Here is an 18,640-nt window from a genome sequence, read left to right on the forward strand (position 1 = left end):
TAGAAGGGAGTTTGACAATTGGAAACTAAACGACGAATTGTGGATAAAAATGTGCATAACGATTTGCTTTATTCACAGGCTGTGGATATGCTCCGTGCTGGTGAAGTTGTGGCTTTTCCAACTGAAACGGTGTACGGCTTAGGAGCTATTGCAACGAACCAAAATGCGGTTGCAAAAGTTTTTGAAGCGAAGGGTAGACCTTCAGATAATCCTTTAATCGTGCATGTGGGAAATCCCCATGATATTGAGCAATACGTTCAATCGATTCCTGAAAAAGCGAAACGTTGCATAGACGCTTTTTGGCCTGGTCCTTTAACGATTATTTTAAACGCGAAACCATCTTTATTTGCCTCAAATGTAACAGCAGGTTTATCCACAGTTGGCTTGCGAATGCCGGATCATCCAGTTGCGCTTGAGTTGTTGAGAAGGCTAAAGGAACCACTCGCTGCTCCGAGTGCGAACCGAAGTGGAAAGCCGAGTCCAACAACGGGAAAACATGTCGAACACGATCTTCAAGGCAGAATTCCATTAATCTTAGATGGTGGTGCGACAGGTATTGGGTTAGAATCTACCGTAGCTGATTTTACCGTAGACCCTCCAGTGATTCTTCGTCCAGGTGGAGTTACCGCTCCAATGTTGCGTGAAGTAATTGGGGAAGTAATCGAACCCAATAGTGAACATGAACAAGACAGTTCAGTGCCAAAAGCACCTGGCATGAAATATGCACACTATGCGCCAGATGCACCTGTTTATTTAATAAAACCCGAGACATCTGTTATAAATACAGCCATTAATGAGATACATAACAATGGTCAAACGGTCGCTCTATTAGCGCCAGTTACATGCAAAGTTGACGCTGCAGATTGGTTCTTTTCGTTAGGAGATGGATCGAATCTGGATGAATACGCTCAATCGTTGTATGCGCATTTAAGGGCATGTGATGAGACGACCGCTGATATCGTGCTAGTTACAGTACCTCAAACAGATGGTGTAGGCACAGCCATATTAAACCGTTTAGAAAAAGCGGCAAATGGAAACTGGTGGATATCGTAAACTCTTCAATATTTGCATATAGTAATACGAATGCAAAGATAGGAGAGATGTTATTTGGGTACAGAGTTATTTGCTGGGATTTTGACGGCATTAGATGTCGTGGCGCTATATAGTGTATTACCTAAAATAAGAACACCCCTTCTTCTGGCCATTTGGACCGGAATCTTACATATGATTTTTCCGTTCATCGGCTTCTTAGCTGGTGAATGGATTACTCACCTTCTCCTCGAAGGTGGACGGTGGATTTCAGCCGTGCTACTTTTTCTAACAGGACTTCATTTATGTTTAAACCAACACAAACCGACTAACTCCTATTTCCCTCCTGCTTTTCTCGCCATAATAGTCAGTATAGACACCTTTTCAGTTAGCCTTTCTTTTGGTATGCTTCATTTACAGAGATGGGTCTTTTTAATTAGTGCTGGCGTTTTTGCATTTATTTTTTCATACATAGCACTAAAAGGTAACTTTATTAAAGGACCGATTCTTACAAGAATATCTGGGGTATGCTTAATTATTTTGAGTGTGCTCACATTTTTAAGTAAATGAGGGATTAAATGAATATTTACTTTATCTGCACTGGGAATACATGTCGAAGCCCAATGGCTGAAGCGTTGTTCCAAGCTCAAAACATACCAAATATGGACGTTCGATCTGCCGGAATTTATGCGATGGATGGCGGAGATATTTCGGAGAATGCCAAACACGTTATCTCGAGTAAAGGAATTGACTTTATGCATTTTTCTCGTCAAATAAGCGAAGAAGATTTACGATGGGCAGATTTAATCTTAACGATGACAACTGCTCATAAACAAATGCTCGGACAAGCTTTCCCTTATGTGATTGAGAAGACGTTTACACTTAAAGAATATGTACGACCATATGGATCACACGATGTTTCAGATCCTTTTGGTGGTGATGTTCAAACGTATCAAAAAACCTTTAACGAATTAGACACTTTAATAGAAGAACTCGCAACTAAGATGATGGAGGCATGAAAATGGAAGCTCAAAAACAGAAACGTAAGTTTGGATTGAAAAGTAAGATTGTTTTATTCGTCGTTACGTTAGCGGTCATTACATATACAACGAGTGCTTTGTTTATTAACTATCTTCAACCCAACTTTTTTCCGGAAATAAATTCGTTTGACTTTGAACTTATTACATATGCATTAGGAATTCTATGGTCTGGCATTTTAGCTTATTTCTTCAGTTCTTTATTAGTGAAACCTCTTCAAAACTTAGAACAAGTTGCGAACCTAGCAGCCCAAGGGAAAATAGGGGTTGATGTGAAGATTTCAAATTCAACCGATGAAATAAATTCTGTTGCCATTGCCTTTCAATCAATGCTGACGAATATGCGACAAATGGTTGATAGTATTGAAGATAATTTTGAACGTACAAATAAAACGGTCCAACTGCTATCAACTGAAACATCAGCGGCATCGGCTCAAGCTGAGACCATTTCGTATACCATTTCTCAAATTTCTCAAGGAGCAGAAAGTTCAGCTGTCTCCATACAAGATACCGCTGAGTCCGTTCAAGAAGTGCGAATATTAGCTTCTGAAATGAATACACGTGCTGAAAGTTCTTCTCTTCATTCAAAACAAATGATTACTGAACTTGAATCTACGACTGTCATCATTCAATCGCTCGTAAATGGCATTCAACGAATTGCAACAGGAAGTGAATCTGCCTTAGGTAACATCTATACACTCGAAGAAAATGCAGGAAAAGTTGAACGCATTATTGGCCTTGTAGGTGATATTGCCGCTCAAACGAATTTATTGGCATTAAATGCTTCTATAGAAGCTGCAAGAGCCGGTGAACATGGCAAAGGTTTTGCCATTGTCGCTGAAGAAGTTCGTAAATTAGCTGATGAGAGTGCGAATGCCGTAAAAGGAATTTCAGAACTAATTCATGCGATTCAATCGGATGTTCAAACTGTTGTTACCCAAATGACTGAACAAGTTTCATTTGCTGTGAATGAAGCAACGAGAGTTTCTGAAACCAATGAAGCGGTTGAAGGTATGACGAGTAAAATTCATGAAGTAGCAGAATCTGTCGTAGAAATTTCAGGATTTGTTGAGAAGCAACTAAAAAATATTGAAATGACTGCCCAACAATCTCAAGAAGTAGCAGCGATTGCAGAAGAAACGTCTGCTGGAGCTTTAGAAGTAAGAAGTGCAACAGAAGAACAATCTAAATCAATTGATCATATCGACCAATTGTCTGCAGAACTAAAAGAACAATCTCAGCAATTACATAAAATGATTCAACAATTTGATCGTACGACTAGCAAAATTTAACGAACTCTTTTGGACAAGTTGGTACTTTTTATTCGAATAATGATAAGATATTCATGAGGTTGAAAAGAAAAGAGGGACTCTGATGAATATTGCTATTTCTTCTGATCATGGCGGAAATAATTTACGAAAAGAAATTACAACGTTACTAAACGAACTTGGGCATACGTATCAAGATTTCGGTCCTCAAACAAGTGATTCGGTCGATTATCCGGATTATGCAAAACCAGTATCTGAAGGTGTAGCAAACGGAACTTTTGACCGCGGTATCCTAATTTGTGGTACGGGAATAGGCATGTCGATTGCTGCCAATAAAGTCAAAGGCATTCGTTGTGCACTTGTACATGATGTTTTCAGTGCAAAAGCAACAAGAGGTCATAATGATTCAAATATATTAGCAATGGGTGAACGAGTAATTGGTGGGGGATTGGCACGAGAAATCGTCCAAACTTGGCTTGAAGGAGAATTTGAAGGCGGTCGTCACGAGCGACGCGTTGAAAAATTAACAGCACTAGAAAACGAATAAAGGGGAATCGTTGGATGGATGCACATACATTGTGGCGTTTACAGCTTGAAGAATTATTAGCTGAGTTAAGTACCCAAGTCGTATATCATCCGGGTCAGCTGTTTGTTGTGGGTTGTTCTACATCTGAAATCGTAGGAAAACGGATTGGATCAGCTGGCGGTTTAGAAATAGCCGAAGCCTTATTCCAACCACTTCTTTCATTTGCAGAAAAGCATCAACTCCATTTAGCCTTTCAAGGCTGTGAACATATTAATCGAGCGTTAACGATGGAAAACCGAACAGCTCTTGCGTACAAACTCGATCCTGTCTCGGTTATACCCGTTCAAAAAGCAGGCGGTTCAATGTCTGCCTTTGCCTATACTCAGTTTAATGAGCCAGTCATCGTCGAATCCATTCAAGCCCATGGTGGCATTGATATTGGTCAAACATTAATTGGCATGCATTTAAAACCGGTTGCGGTGCCGATTCGAACGTCAGTCAAACAAATAGGTGATGCGGTTGTTACAGTTGCTACAACTCGTCCTAAATTGATTGGCGGAACACGTGCAATCTATCACATCAAGAAGACATAAAGGGGATATGGACTCATGAAAAAAATTGCCGAACAAGATCATACAGTATTTGAAGCGATGCAAGCTGAAAAGACACGTCAAGAAGCTAATATCGAACTAATTGCATCTGAAAACTTCGTTTCTGAAGCAGTAATGGAAGCGCAAGGATCAGTGCTAACGAATAAATACGCTGAAGGATATCCAGGGAAACGCTACTACGGTGGTTGTGAACACGTGGATGTTGTTGAAAATATTGCACGCGATCGCTTAAAAGAAATCTTCGGAGCGGATCACGCAAACGTACAGCCACACTCTGGTTCACAAGCAAATATGGCGGTCTATATGACAGCACTTGAACAAGGAGATACCGTATTAGGGATGAACTTATCTCACGGTGGTCATTTAACGCACGGTAGTCATGTGAACTTCAGTGGGATTCAGTACAACTTTGTTGAATATGGTGTGAATCCAGACAATGAAATGATCGATTACGAAGATGTTCGTTCTAAAGCTTTAGAACACAAACCTAAAATGATTGTTGCTGGTGCTAGCGCGTACTCTCGCGTGATCGATTTCGCTAAGTTCCGTGAAATCGCAGACGAAGTCGGTGCGTATTTAATGGTGGATATGGCTCATATTGCAGGATTAGTGGCAACCGGTGAACATCCAAACCCAGTACCACATGCACATTTTGTGACATCTACTACACATAAAACATTACGTGGACCTCGCGGAGGACTTATTTTATGTACGGAAGAGTTCGCAAAGAAAATTGATAAAACGATTTTCCCAGGAATTCAAGGTGGACCATTAATGCATGTAATTGCTTCTAAAGCAGTCGCATTCGGTGAAGCGCAACAACCTGAGTTTAAAACGTATATCCAACAAGTCGTGAAAAATGCAAAAGCGCTAGCTGAAGCATTCATGGCTGAAGGGATTGAAATTGTATCAGGAGGAACAGACAATCACTTAATGCTTGTGAACCTTCGCTCATTAAACCTTACAGGTAAAGTAGCTGAGCACGTGCTAGACGAAGTTGGTATTACGGTTAATAAAAACACAATTCCTTTTGACACAGAAAGCCCATTTGTCACTTCAGGTATCCGAATTGGAACACCTGCAGTTACATCTCGCGGATTTAAAGAAGAGGAAATGAAAGAAATTGCGACAATCATGGTTAAATTATTGAAGAACCATGAAGATAGTGAAGTGAAGAAAGAAGTAGCTGAGCGAGTAGCAGCATTGACTTCTAAATACCCACTATATAAATAAAAATTAGATAATTAATAGAAAGAGAGTCTGTGGAATTCTTCGTATGAAGAAGGAAGCAGATTTTTTTTGATTAGAAGTTATAGTCTTCGGATAGTAGTATAGGAAAGACGTGGGGTCTACTAGGATCAATATTATTCAAAATCTATAATAAAAGATGGGAATAGAAAAGAATATAGATTATTCTAAATTTTCACTAATTTTACCATTCGAAAGTAGCTTTTTTGTATAGAATCTAATAGGATATAAGTATGACTATAACTTTAGGGGTGATAGGTATGCAGACGAATTATCCAAAAGAGTTGAGCAAAGAAATGTTATTTGCATGGTTGCGTCGTTTAGGTGAGCAATATCAAACTAGCTTTGTCGTCTCAGATCCTGATCTACCTGATAATCCACTAGTCTACGTAAACGATGCTTTCATTCGAATGTCTGGTTACGATAAAGACGAACTAATCGGTAAAAATTGTCGATTTTTACAAGGTCCAGATACCGACTTAGGTTCAGTGAAATTTCTGAAATCTAAAATCAATAAAGAAATGCCCGTACATACTGAAGTATTAAACTATCGGAAAGATGGAACCCCTTTTTGGAATGAACTCGTTATTCAACCACTGAGAGATGAAGCAGGAACCTTATTATTTTATATCGGTTTGCAACTTGATGTAACAAACCGCAAACAAACAGAGGCACTTTTTCTCGTCCAACAAGAAATTTATCAAGGAATTGATAAAGGGTACGCCTTAACAATTCTTTTACAAAAAATTTGTGATTTAGCAGAAAGCTTCTTCCAACAAGGTACTAAATGTTCCGTGTTATTGGTTGATGAGGATGAACGGTTAGTAGTAGCTGCCGCTAAATCACTGCCTCCCGAATACAATCAGGCCATTCAAGGCCGAAAAATCGGACCGAACGCAGGGTCTTGTGGATCAGCAGCCTACTTGAAAAAACCGATTATTGTGACGGATATAGCAACTGATCCATTGTGGACAAACTATAAAGATATCGCATTGCCACATGACTTACGAGCATGCTGGTCTATGCCGATTCTGACTTCTGATAATAAAATTGTAGGAACATTTGCAACTTATTTTTCTACTATTAATAAACCTCGTGCAGTAGATTTAGAATTTATTCAGCGTCTCATTCCTCTTATTTCATTGTCAGTTAAGAATGCAGAGCATCAAGATGAAATATTAAGGCTAGCTTATATAGATTCAGATACAGATTTGCCTAATCGCCACTATTTTACGAATGAACTGAAGGATATATTAATAGAAAGAAAAACAGGATGTATTGCCATTCTTGAACCTAGTGAATTTGCAAAAATTGTTGATATATACGGCAGGCATGCTGGAGATGATCTCATAAAACAATTAGGGCAAAGAATTCGCAGAACATGTAAAGGAACTCACGATGTCATTGCCAGATTCGCAAGTTCTGCCTTAATTTTCGTTAGTGTTCTTCCATTAAAAGACGTAGAATCTTATGCTGCTAAAATCGCCCAGATTGCAACTGATCCTTTTTTAGTAGCAGATGCTGAGGTATTTGTTACGCTTAAAATGGGTGTCACAACCTTTACAAAACAAGACAATTCGGCAGATGAACTCATTCGTTACGCGGATACGGCTTTATCGGATGCAAAAAAACGATTGGGCAATTCCATCTCTTTCTTTGAATCAACACAAGATGTGGCAGCAAAACATGAGATGACGATCTTCAACCATTTGTCGCATGCTATTCAAAGACAAGAATTCGATATCCATTTACAACCAAAGGTCAATTTATCCACGGGAGAAATTTTCTCTTTTGAAGCATTAGCGAGGTGGACTTCACCTGATTTAGGGATTATTCCTCCAAGTGTATTTATTCAAGCTGCTGAAAACGCAGGGAAAATCAGAAGTATCGAAATGCAAGTTCTTCATAAAGTTTTAAATTGGCTTTCTAACCGAAAAAACGCAGGACAAAAACTATACCAAGTGGCGATTAATGTATCGACAGATCACTTTTTTCATCCGGATTTTATAAATGACCTAGTGAATACTGTAAAAGATTATAAGATTGATCCTCAATATATTCGAGTTGAAATTACAGAGAGTATTGGATTAGTAGATTTTGAGCTGGCAAAACTCATATTTGGACAGCTTCGATTAGCAGGATTTGAAAGTTCAGTAGATGATTTTGGGATGGGCTTTTCTTCATTAAGTTATATTCAACAACTTCCATTTACGGAAATAAAGATTGATCGAAGTTTTATATCTAAAATTGATCATGAAGGGACTCTGGCAATTGTCCGCACAATTATTCAGTTAGCGAACAATTTAAATATGGAATCGATCGCAGAAGGAATTGAAACGGTCGAACAATTAACGATATTAAGGTCAATGGGCTGTCAGAGCGGGCAAGGATTTTATTTCTATAAACCGATGCCAATAAATGAAGTTGACGAATTATTGCGTCTTCAATTGTAATGTAAAAAACACAGTCAGTCATCTAGCCCTGCTGTGTTTTTCTGCTATAATAGATGAAGTTTGAACTTAAGGAGATGAACGGAATGGGAAAAGTATTCGTTTTTGATCATCCATTGATCCAACATAAATTAACGTATATTCGAGATAAGAAAACTGGTACAAAAGAATTTCGTGAACTTGTAGACGAAGTTGCTACATTAATGGCGTTTGAAATTACACGTGATATGCCACTTGACGAAGTAGACGTGGAAACACCGGTAACAACTGCAAAAGCAAAAGTGTTATCTGGTAAAAAACTTGGTATCGTTCCAATCTTACGTGCAGGTATCGGAATGGTTGATGGGATTTTAAAATTAATTCCAGCTGCAAAGGTAGGTCATATCGGTCTATATCGTGATCCACAAACTCTAAAACCGATCGAGTATTATGTGAAATTACCTGCTGATGTTGAAGAACGTGACTTTATTTTAGTTGACCCAATGCTTGCAACAGGCGGATCTGCACTAGAAGCTATCAATTCATTGAAAAAACGCGGAGCAAAAAATATTAAATTTATGTGCCTAATTGCTGCACCTGAGGGAGTAGAAGTGATTCAAGAAGCTCACCCTGATGTAGACATTTACATTGCGGCACTTGATGAAAAATTAGATGACCACGGTTATATTGTTCCTGGACTAGGCGATGCTGGTGACCGTCTGTTCGGTACGAAATAAGTAAGGATGTGTGTGATAAATGAATAAAAAATGGAAAGTAATGACGATTTTCGGAACACGACCGGAAGCCATTAAAATGGCACCACTAGTTCTTGAACTGGAAAAGCATGCAGACGAGATTGAATCGATTGTGACGGTTACAGCTCAACACCGTCAAATGCTTGATCAAGTTTTAGAGACTTTTGGAATTACACCGGATTTCGATTTAAACATTATGAAAGACCGTCAAACATTGATAGACGTTACAACACGTGGATTAGAAGGCTTGGATGCAGTTATGAAAGAAGCCAAACCTGATATCGTTTTAGTTCATGGGGATACAACAACGACGTTTATTGCTAGCTTGGCTGCATTTTATAATCAAATCGCTGTGGGTCACGTAGAAGCAGGATTACGTACATTTAACAAATATTCACCTTATCCGGAAGAAATGAATCGTCAACTGACTGGTGTCATGGCTGATTTACATTTTTCACCGACAGAAGTTTCTGCAGATAATTTACGCCGAGAAAATAAACCAGAAGATCGAATCGTGGTTACTGGTAATACGGCCATTGATGCACTGAAAACAACTGTACGTGAAGAATATACGCATCCTGTACTAGACAAAATCGGTTCAGACCGCATGATTTTGTTAACGGCTCACCGTCGTGAAAATCTAGGACAACCTATGCGAAATATGTTCCGTGCAATTAAGCGATTAATTGAAGAGCATGATGATCTGCAAGTGGTTTACCCAGTGCATATGAATCCTGCTGTAAGAGAAGTTGCCAATGAAGTATTAGGTAACGATCCTCGAATTCATCTAATTGAACCGCTTGAAGTTTTAGATTTCCATAACTTCGCAGCACGTTCATTTATTATTTTGACGGATTCTGGTGGCGTTCAAGAAGAAGCTCCTTCATTAGGAAAACCGGTTCTTGTATTACGTGATACAACAGAACGTCCTGAAGGGATTGCTGCAGGAACACTGAAGTTAGCAGGTACAGATGAAGAAACTATTTACGGAATGGCGAAAGAGCTATTAACTGACGAAGCGGCATACGCTTTAATGTCAAAAGCCTCTAACCCATACGGTGATGGCGAAGCATCAAGAAGAATTGTTGTAGCTTTAAAAGATTATTTAACTAAAAACTAAATGAAAAAGGAACTGCTTTTGCAGTTCCTTTTAGTTTGTAGACAAAAAAATGCTGGAAATCGATTGAGTGGATTGGTAGAAGGCGTATAATTGAGTTGTTCTGATTTTCGCTGCGCTACTAGTTAAAAGAAGTTTGTTTCAATGCAAAGCTCACTTGGTTAATGAGACGATTTTTATTAAGTAGAATTGGTTTTTTAAATTTATCAATCAATCTGACGGGTTTATCAATCAAATTAGAGATTTATCAATCAAACTGACGATTTATCAATCAAACTCACCATTTTATCAATCAAACGCGTTTCATAGCCAAGTTAACTAGGTGAACTACCATCTCAATACTCTTCAATAGTAAAGAGACGTTGAGTATATAGCGAGGTGACGAGTGCATATGTAAAAATTCGAAAATATAACAACTCATCCTGCTGTGCCTAAAATTTGTCGACAATATGTCGAGCCCTTGTAGTTTGTGAAGTTTTTCACGGGAATCAATTGACATCAAATTACCCCTATTGTATGCTTACAAAGGGTATGAATGAGAGGGCTTTCACAGAGAAATTATGTGAAGAAACCTTGTTATATCTGCTTTCTACTAGATTCGCGGTTTTTACAAAACTTGCAAAAAACGTGAGGATCATCATGCGTCCAAATCGACGTCCTTTACACGCAATGGCCCTTTATTCGGCTATTGTCTCACAACTTGTTGGTTCTATTTTAATCGGTGTGTACACAGGTATGTGGCTCGACAGCAAAATAGGCACCACCCCGTTATTTTTAGTGCTATGTCTGTTCATTGGCCTCGCTGCTGGTGTGACAGCCGTAATTCTGTCCATTCGAAAATACGATTCAGGAGATACATAATCTATGCAAGGTTTACAGCAAGTATATCAAAGGCAAAAGAAACTTATATTTTTTTTGCTCGCATTCTGTGCACTTGGCTGGGGTTTTACTCCATACCAAACTGTGTTTGCTGGCTTAGCATTAGGCGCCCTCTTTGGGTTGTATAACTTTTGGCTCCTCGTACGGAGATTGGAAAAATTCGACCGCTCTTTAAATGAAGGGAAGAAAGTCAAATCACTCGGCACTGCTATGAGGTTCGCCTCTGGAATAGCGGCTGTGGCGGTTGCGATGTCTGTTCCTGAACAATTTCATTTAGGAAGCACGGTCATTGGGTTGATGATTCCGTATGTTTACTTACTTGTAGACAGAATTGTATACCATGTGAAACACCATTAATCGAATTGTGAAAGAGAGGTGAATGCATCGTGCATCATGAGAATCCGACGGTTACATGGCTTGGACTTACGTTCAATCTGTCTAACGTTTTGATGCTATCAGTTACCGCACTAATTGTTTTCTTAATTGCTGTGTTTGCTACACGTAAATTGAGTTTAAAACCGACTGGTATGCAAAACTTTATGGAGTGGGTTATGGACTTCGTAAAAGGTATTATCAAGAGCAACATGGACTGGAACACAGGTGGTCGTTTCCATGTGCTTGGAATTACACTAATTATGTTTATCTTCGTGGCAAACATGTTAGGTCTTCCATTCGCTATCATAGTTAACGGAGAGTTATGGTGGAAATCACCAACAGCTGATCCACTAGTAGCTATGACACTTGCAACAATGGTGGTTGTATTAACACACTTCTATGCGATCCAAATGAAAGGGTTGAAAGAATACGGAAAAGACTACTTACGTCCACTTCCATTCTTAGCACCTTTAAAAGTAATTGAAGAGTTCGCGAATACGTTGACACTCGGTCTTCGTCTTTACGGAAACATTTATGCAGGGGAAATCCTACTCGGCTTACTAGCTACTATAGGTGGAGCAAGCTTCTTAGGTTTCTTCGGAGTTATTGTACCAACACTTGCTTGGCAAGGTTTCTCGATTTTCGTTGGAGCAATCCAATCGTTTATCTTCGTTATGTTAACGATGGTTTATATGGCTCACAAAGTGAGTCACGACCATTAATATACTGTTCATTCATTTGAACAATTAACACAAAAAAACACATATTCCAAGGAGGAAATTTTATTATGACAGGTTCAGTAGGTTTATTAGCAGCAGCTATCGCAATCGGTTTAGGTGCACTTGGTGCAGGTATTGGTAACGGATTAATCGTTTCAAAAACAGTTGAAGGTATCGCTCGCCAACCAGAAGCTCGTGGCGTTCTTCAAACAACAATGTTCATCGGGGTTGCATTAGTTGAGGCACTTCCAATCATCGCTGCAGTTATCGCGTTCATCGCTTTAAACGCTTAATTTGTAGTCGGTTTTATAAAATGGCGAAGTTGAACCTTCGCCATTCTCTTATGAAAAGATACTATTTAGTAACTTTAAGTTGGAAATACATCTAATTAGATTCACACATAGAATGAAGCTCTTGAAGGGAGTGAAACAATCGTGTTTTTGGATTATCTCGTATTGAATGCGTCTGATGGTCATGAAGTTAAATTCTTGAACACAGGTGACATCTTTGCTACTTTGATTATTTTCATCATCTTGATGCTCCTTCTGAAAAAATTCGCTTGGGGCCCGTTGATGGGAGTAATGAAGCAACGTGAAGATTTGATTGCGAGTGAAATTGAAGCAGCTGAAAATAGCCGTCAAGAATCACAGCAATTATTAGAGGAACAACGTAGTTTGTTGAAAGAAGCACGTACAGAAGCACAAGCGATTGTTGAAAACGCGAAGAAACAAGGTGACGTACAACGTGAAGAAATCATCACTGTTGCACGTGCTGAAGCTAGCCGTTTGAAAGAATCAGCTGTCCGTGAAATCGAAACAGAAAAAGAGAAAGCAATCGCAGCAGTTCGCGAAGAAGTTGTCTCTCTATCTGTTCTTGCAGCATCTAAAGTTCTTGGGAAAGAAATTTCTGAGGAAGATAACCGTGCGTTAATCGAAGAAACGATTGCGAAGGCAGGCGATGTAGGGTGAGTCAATCAACTGCAGCCAAACGTTATGCTTTAGCATTGTTTGAATTAGCACAACAACATAACCAATTAGCTTCTATTGAAGAAGATCTTCGTGAAGTGAAAGTGGTTTTTAAAGAAAATCGTGAATTGCAAGTTTTGCTTGCAACACCGAAACTTTCTTTATCTCGCAAGAAAGAAATTATCCGTGAATTATTCGCGAAAGCCAATCCACTTGTAGTGAATACACTTCAAGTATTGATTGACCGTAACCGAATTAACGAAACTGTTGCAGTTGCAACTGAATTCGCTAAACTTGCCAACGAAGCTCAAGGCATTGAAGATGCAAAAGTATTCTCAACTCGTCCATTAACAGATGATGAGCGTGCAGCAATATCTTCTGCATTTGCGCACAAAGTAGGCAAGCAATCTTTACGAATTGAAAACGAAATTGATCCATCACTTATTGGTGGCATGCGTCTTCAAATCGGTAACCGTATCTTTGACAGCAGTGTTAGCACGAAGCTAGACCGCTTGAAAAAACAACTTATTGGTTAATATTATGAAATGAAAGAGGTGACATACATGAGCATCAAAGCTGAAGAAATCAGTGTTCTGATTAAGCAGCAGATTGAAAATTATCAATCTGAGATGAAAGTTAGCGATGTTGGTACAGTTATCCAAATTGGTGACGGTATCGCTCGTGCTCATGGTCTCGACAACGTCATGGCTGGAGAGTTAATTGAATTCTCTACCGGTGTTATGGGTATGGCACAAAACTTAGAAGCTAACAATGTTGGTATCGTTATTCTAGGACCATATTCAGATATCAAAGAAGGCGATGAAGTACGTCGTACAGGCCGTATTATGGAAGTACCAGTTGGACCAGAATTGATTGGCCGTGTAGTCAATCCACTTGGACAACCAGTTGATGGGTTAGGCCCAATCAGCACAACAAGAACTCGCCCGATCGAAAGCCCAGCACAAGGTGTTATGGCACGTAAATCGGTTCATGAGCCATTACAAACAGGTATTAAAGCGATTGATGCACTTGTGCCAATCGGTCGTGGTCAACGTGAGTTGATCATCGGTGACCGTCAAACAGGTAAAACATCTGTTGCAATTGATACTATTCTTAACCAAGCTGACCAAAACATGATTTGTATTTACGTAGCAATCGGTCAAAAAGAATCGACTGTACGTAACGTAGTTGAAACGCTTCGTAAAAACGGCGCTTTAGAATACACAATCGTTGTTACTGCTTCGGCATCTCAACCAGCTCCATTGCTATTCCTAGCTCCATACACAGGGATCACAATGGCAGAAGAGTTCATGTTCGAAGGTAAGCACGTATTAGTTGTTTATGATGATTTATCAAAACAAGCTGCGGCTTACCGTGAACTTTCACTATTACTTCGTCGTCCTCCAGGTCGTGAAGCATATCCAGGGGATGTATTCTACCTTCATAGCCGTTTATTAGAGCGTGCTGCGAAATTGAATGAAACACTTGGAGCAGGTTCGATTACAGCTCTTCCATTCGTTGAAACGCAAGCTGGAGATATCTCTGCTTATATTCCAACAAACGTAATTTCGATTACGGATGGACAGATCTTCTTACAATCTGACTTATTCTTCTCAGGCGTTCGTCCAGCAATCAACGCGGGTCTTTCAGTATCACGTGTTGGTGGTTCAGCTCAAATTAAAGCAATGAAAAAAGTTGCGGGTACACTACGTCTTGACTTAGCTGCATTCCGTGAACTTGAAGCATTCGCACAATTTGGTTCTGATTTGGATAAAGCAACTCAAGCTAAATTAAACCGTGGTGCACGTACAGTAGAAGTATTGAAACAAGACTTGAACAAACCAATTAAGGTTGAAAAACAAGTTGTCATTCTTTACGCTCTAACACGTGGTCATTTAGATGATATTGCCGTGCAAGATATCGTTCGTTTCGAAAACGAATTATATAGCTGGTTAGATTCAAACCACACTAACGTTATTGATCACATCCGTACAACAAAAGATCTTCCTGCTGACGAAGACTTAGTAAACGCGATCTCTGCGTTTAAGAAGACATTTGCTAAATCAGAATAATCTTTTTGGATGAATAAAAAACGATAAGGTGGTGAAATACCAGTGGCATCATTACGCGACATAAAAAGCCGAATAACATCGACTAAAAAGACAAGTCAAATTACAAGAGCTATGCAAATGGTGTCGGCTTCAAAATTAAACCGTGCAGAGTTGAATGCGAAATCATTCGTACCTTACATGGCAAAAATTCAAGAAGTCGTTGGCGCGATTGCATCAGGAACACAAGACAGTGGACATCCAATGTTAACTTCTCGTCCTGTAGCAAAAACTGCTTACCTTGTTATTACATCTGATCGTGGACTTGCTGGTGCATATAACAGTAACGTGTTACGCGTTGTTACAAATGCAATCCGTGAACGTCATACATCAAATGATCAATTTGTCATCTTTGCAGTTGGCCGTGTTGGCCGTGATTTTTTCACAAAACGCGGATTTTCAGTAATTGAAAGTATGGTCGCATTGCCTGACCAACCTTCATTTGCTGATATTAAGGAAATTGCGCGCAAGGCTGTTGGTATGTTCACAGAAGGTACGTATGATGAACTTTATATGTACTACAACCATTTTGTTAGCGCCATTCAACAAGACGTTACAGAGAAAAAGGTGCTACCTTTAACGGACATCGAAACATCAAGTTCAACTGCTTCATATGAATTCGAGCCTTCTGGCGATGCAATTCTTGAAGTACTTCTTCCACAATATGCGGAAAGCTTGATCTACGGTGCTCTACTTGACGGTAAAGCAAGTGAACATGCTGCACGTATGACAGCAATGAAGAGTGCAACCGATAACGCTAGTGAATTAATTAGTTCATTAACATTACAATTTAACCGTGCACGACAAGCAGCGATTACCCAAGAAATTACGGAAATCGTAGGCGGCGTAGCGGCTCTAGAATAGAAGTATTAAGTAGGACAGGAGGGTACAAGTATGAACAAAGGACACGTTCTTCAAGTAATGGGTCCCGTTGTTGACGTTAAGTTTGACAATGGACACTTACCAGCAATCTACAATGCTTTGACAGTTACGATTGAACGTCCAAACCAAGAACCTACAACGTTAACTCTTGAAGTTGCGTTACATCTTGGTGACGACTCTGTACGTACAGTTGCGATGTCATCTACTGATGGCTTAAAACGTGGTGCTGACGTAACAGACGCTGGTTCTGCAATTACAGTTCCAGTTGGTGATATCACATTAGGTCGTGTATTTAACGTACTTGGTGAAGTAATTGACTTAGGTGAAGAAATTCCGGCTGAATTACGCCGTGACCCGATTCACCGTTTAGCTCCAACTTTCGAGCATCTTTCAACTGAAGTTGAAATTCTTGAAACAGGTATCAAAGTAGTAGACTTATTAGCACCATATATTAAAGGTGGTAAAATCGGTCTCTTCGGTGGTGCCGGTGTTGGTAAAACAGTTTTAATCCAGGAATTAATTAATAACATCGCTCAAGAACATGGTGGTATCTCGGTATTCGCAGGTGTTGGTGAGCGTACGCGTGAAGGAAATGACTTATTCCATGAGATGAGCGATTCAGGCGTTATTAAGAAAACAGCAATGGTATTCGGTCAAATGAACGAGCCGCCTGGTGCACGTATGCGTGTTGCCTTGACTGGTTTAACAATGGCTGAGTATTTCCGTGATGACCAAAGTGCAGACGTACTATTGTTCATCGATAATATCTTCCGTTTCACACAAGCAGGTTCTGAGGTTTCTGCCTTACTAGGTCGTATGCCTTCAGCCGTTGGTTACCAACCAACTCTTGCTACAGAAATGGGTCAATTACAAGAGCGTATTACGTCTACGAACAAAGGTTCAGTAACGTCGATTCAAGCAATCTACGTACCAGCCGATGACTATACGGATCCAGCTCCTGCTACGACATTTGCTCACTTAGATGCAACAACTAACTTAGAGCGTAAACTATCTGAAATGGGTATCTACCCAGCGGTAGATCCTTTGGCTTCGACTTCACGTGCATTGTCACCTGAAATCGTTGGTGAAGAACATTACTCAGTAGCTCGCCAAGTTCAATCTACACTTCAACGTTACAAAGAATTACAAGATATCATTGCGATCCTTGGTATGGATGAGTTATCTGATGAAGACAAGTTAACGGTTAACCGTGCACGTCGAATTCAATTCTACTTATCACAAAACTTCCACGTAGCTGAGCAATTTACAGGTCAAAAAGGTTCTTACGTTCCAGTTAAAGAAACAATTCAAGGGTTTAAACAAATTCTTGAAGGAACATATGATCACTTACCTGAAGATGCATTCCGTTTAGTGGGTCGTATTGAAGAAGTAATCGAAAAAGCGAAAAGCATGGGCGTTGAAGTTTAATAACAGGGACCAGGAGGGGAAAAAATGAAGACCATCAAAGTCAATATTGTCACTCCCGACGGCCCGGTATACGATTCAGAAGTCAACATGATTATTGCTAATACTACTACTGGTGAAATCGGTATTTTACCTGGTCATATTCCGATGGTAGCTCCTCTAGAAGTGAGTGCTATTCGACTGAAGAAAGACAATCAAACAGACATCGTCGCAGTTAGTGGCGGGTTCCTTGAGGTTCGTCCAGATCAGGTTTCTATCCTTGCTCCATCAGCTGAAGTCTCTAGCACGATTGATATCAACCGTGCTAAAGAAGCAATGAAACGTGCAGAAGAACGTCTAAACTTATCAAAACAAGACGACGTCGATTTCAAACGTGCGGAATTATCGTTAAAACGCGCAATGAATCGTATCAACGTTAATGAGGGTAACATCTAATCTTTAAGCAAAAAACGGGCAGAGGAATACTTCCTTTTGCCCGTTTTTTTTGATTTTTGGTTCTATAATAAATGTTGGGGTAAGCACACAATTTAGCGCATGAAAAAAGCACGACATCATCCATATCTTATATACTTGAATTGACGAGAAACAAGTAAGATTGGAGATGCGTGCAGATGAATTTTAACATGTTTTTGCCGGGTTTAGAAGATGTTCTAGTAACTAAAATGGAAAAGATTGAAGACAGGGTAGCTTTTCATGTTGAAATGGAGCTCACGCCTCACTCATGTCCATCATGTTTGGCGATCACAAATAAGGTTCATGACTATCGGATTCAAAAGATTAAACATCTTAAAATATTTGAACGTCTTTCGGTTATCTTTTATCGGAAACGTCGTTATGTTTGTAGTTGCGGGAAGAAATTCTTTGAGAAGAATTCCTTTATTCAAAGGTATCAACGATTTTCAAGTGAATGGAATCGTGCGGTTAAGATTCGAAGTATCAAGGGGAAAACTTTTAAAGAAACAGCTGATATTTACGGCACTTCTTCCTCGACCATTGTACGTCGCTTTGACGAACTAGCTGAAAGTGAGATTACAGAAGTAAGAGAACTACCGAAAGTAATTGCGATTGATGAATACAAAGGCGATACGCGAGAAGGGAAATATCAACTGATTATCGCCGATGGCGTCACAAAAGAACCAATCGACATTTTACCAAATCGTTATAAGAAGACGATTAAACACTATCTCCAAAAGTACGGAGCCAAGGTTGAAGTTGTCATTATGGACATGAGTCCCGCATTTAAAGCCGCGGTAATCGCTGCACTTGG

21 protein-coding genes are annotated in these 18,640 nt (G+C 39.6%); all 21 read left to right on the forward strand.

Going from position 1 to position 18,640, the window contains the following annotated elements:
- Nucleotides 1-18: 18 nt before the first annotated feature.
- On the forward strand, nt 19-1,053 hold the full coding sequence (locus AC3EA5_RS12230; protein ID WP_488608596.1) for an L-threonylcarbamoyladenylate synthase: 1,035 nt from the start codon (nt 19-21) through the stop codon (nt 1,051-1,053).
- Between the two features lie 54 nt (nt 1,054-1,107).
- Nucleotides 1,108-1,599, forward strand: coding sequence for a manganese efflux pump MntP (locus tag AC3EA5_RS12235; protein WP_488608597.1), 492 nt, complete (start codon nt 1,108-1,110; stop codon nt 1,597-1,599).
- Between the two features lie 8 nt (nt 1,600-1,607).
- The gene (locus tag AC3EA5_RS12240) at nt 1,608-2,048 is read left to right on the forward strand and encodes a low molecular weight protein arginine phosphatase (protein WP_488608598.1); all 441 of its coding nucleotides are present in this window, start codon (nt 1,608-1,610) and stop codon (nt 2,046-2,048) included.
- Between the two features lie 2 nt (nt 2,049-2,050).
- Nucleotides 2,051-3,358 (forward strand): methyl-accepting chemotaxis protein, encoded by a 1,308-nt coding sequence (locus AC3EA5_RS12245; protein ID WP_488608599.1) that lies wholly within the window; start codon nt 2,051-2,053, stop codon nt 3,356-3,358.
- An 82-nt stretch (nt 3,359-3,440) separates the two neighbouring features.
- On the forward strand, nt 3,441-3,881 hold the full coding sequence (rpiB, locus tag AC3EA5_RS12250) for a ribose 5-phosphate isomerase B (RefSeq protein ID WP_394190307.1): 441 nt from the start codon (nt 3,441-3,443) through the stop codon (nt 3,879-3,881).
- A 14-nt stretch (nt 3,882-3,895) separates the two neighbouring features.
- On the forward strand, nt 3,896-4,453 hold the full coding sequence (locus AC3EA5_RS12255; protein WP_488608600.1) for a TIGR01440 family protein: 558 nt from the start codon (nt 3,896-3,898) through the stop codon (nt 4,451-4,453).
- 15 nt (nt 4,454-4,468) lie between these two features.
- A complete protein-coding gene (gene glyA, locus AC3EA5_RS12260; protein WP_488608601.1) occupies nt 4,469-5,704 on the forward strand; it encodes a serine hydroxymethyltransferase in 1,236 nt (411 codons plus the stop codon).
- A gap of 275 nt (nt 5,705-5,979) precedes the next feature.
- Nucleotides 5,980-8,172, forward strand: coding sequence for a bifunctional diguanylate cyclase/phosphodiesterase (locus tag AC3EA5_RS12265; RefSeq protein WP_488608602.1), 2,193 nt, complete (start codon nt 5,980-5,982; stop codon nt 8,170-8,172).
- 83 nt (nt 8,173-8,255) lie between these two features.
- Complete coding sequence (upp, locus tag AC3EA5_RS12270; protein WP_394190299.1) at nt 8,256-8,885, forward strand: uracil phosphoribosyltransferase; 630 nt, start codon at nt 8,256-8,258, stop codon at nt 8,883-8,885.
- Nucleotides 8,886-8,904: 19 nt separating this feature from the next.
- Entirely contained in the window at nt 8,905-10,023 is a 1,119-nt protein-coding gene (gene wecB / locus AC3EA5_RS12275) for a non-hydrolyzing UDP-N-acetylglucosamine 2-epimerase (protein WP_488608603.1), read from the forward strand.
- 636 nt (nt 10,024-10,659) lie between these two features.
- Nucleotides 10,660-10,881, forward strand: a complete 222-nt coding sequence (locus AC3EA5_RS12280) for an AtpZ/AtpI family protein (protein ID WP_394190294.1) — start codon at nt 10,660-10,662, stop codon at nt 10,879-10,881.
- A 3-nt stretch (nt 10,882-10,884) separates the two neighbouring features.
- Complete coding sequence (locus AC3EA5_RS12285) at nt 10,885-11,256, forward strand: ATP synthase subunit I (RefSeq protein ID WP_488608604.1); 372 nt, start codon at nt 10,885-10,887, stop codon at nt 11,254-11,256.
- A 29-nt stretch (nt 11,257-11,285) separates the two neighbouring features.
- Nucleotides 11,286-11,996, forward strand: coding sequence for a F0F1 ATP synthase subunit A (gene atpB, locus AC3EA5_RS12290; RefSeq protein ID WP_488608605.1), 711 nt, complete (start codon nt 11,286-11,288; stop codon nt 11,994-11,996).
- 65 nt (nt 11,997-12,061) lie between these two features.
- Nucleotides 12,062-12,286 carry a F0F1 ATP synthase subunit C gene (gene atpE / locus AC3EA5_RS12295; protein WP_488608606.1) on the forward strand — a complete coding sequence of 75 codons (225 nt, stop codon included), beginning with the start codon at nt 12,062-12,064 and terminating at the stop codon, nt 12,284-12,286.
- Nucleotides 12,287-12,427: 141 nt separating this feature from the next.
- Entirely contained in the window at nt 12,428-12,961 is a 534-nt protein-coding gene (atpF, locus tag AC3EA5_RS12300) for a F0F1 ATP synthase subunit B (protein ID WP_488608607.1), read from the forward strand.
- Entirely contained in the window at nt 12,958-13,494 is a 537-nt protein-coding gene (locus tag AC3EA5_RS12305) for a F0F1 ATP synthase subunit delta (RefSeq protein WP_488608608.1), read from the forward strand. The genes atpF and AC3EA5_RS12305 overlap by 4 nt, the downstream gene beginning before the upstream one ends.
- A gap of 27 nt (nt 13,495-13,521) precedes the next feature.
- Nucleotides 13,522-15,030 carry a F0F1 ATP synthase subunit alpha gene (gene atpA / locus AC3EA5_RS12310; RefSeq protein WP_394190284.1) on the forward strand — a complete coding sequence of 503 codons (1,509 nt, stop codon included), beginning with the start codon at nt 13,522-13,524 and terminating at the stop codon, nt 15,028-15,030.
- A gap of 42 nt (nt 15,031-15,072) precedes the next feature.
- Nucleotides 15,073-15,930, forward strand: coding sequence for an ATP synthase F1 subunit gamma (atpG, locus tag AC3EA5_RS12315; RefSeq protein ID WP_394190283.1), 858 nt, complete (start codon nt 15,073-15,075; stop codon nt 15,928-15,930).
- Between the two features lie 30 nt (nt 15,931-15,960).
- Nucleotides 15,961-17,376, forward strand: coding sequence for a F0F1 ATP synthase subunit beta (atpD, locus tag AC3EA5_RS12320; RefSeq protein ID WP_488608609.1), 1,416 nt, complete (start codon nt 15,961-15,963; stop codon nt 17,374-17,376).
- A 24-nt stretch (nt 17,377-17,400) separates the two neighbouring features.
- Nucleotides 17,401-17,808 (forward strand): F0F1 ATP synthase subunit epsilon, encoded by a 408-nt coding sequence (locus AC3EA5_RS12325; protein ID WP_394190281.1) that lies wholly within the window; start codon nt 17,401-17,403, stop codon nt 17,806-17,808.
- Between the two features lie 176 nt (nt 17,809-17,984).
- The coding region (locus tag AC3EA5_RS12330) for a transposase family protein (RefSeq protein WP_488608610.1) at nt 17,985-18,640 on the forward strand (656 nt) is incomplete at its 3' end.

This window comes from Paenisporosarcina sp. (assembly GCF_057785155.1).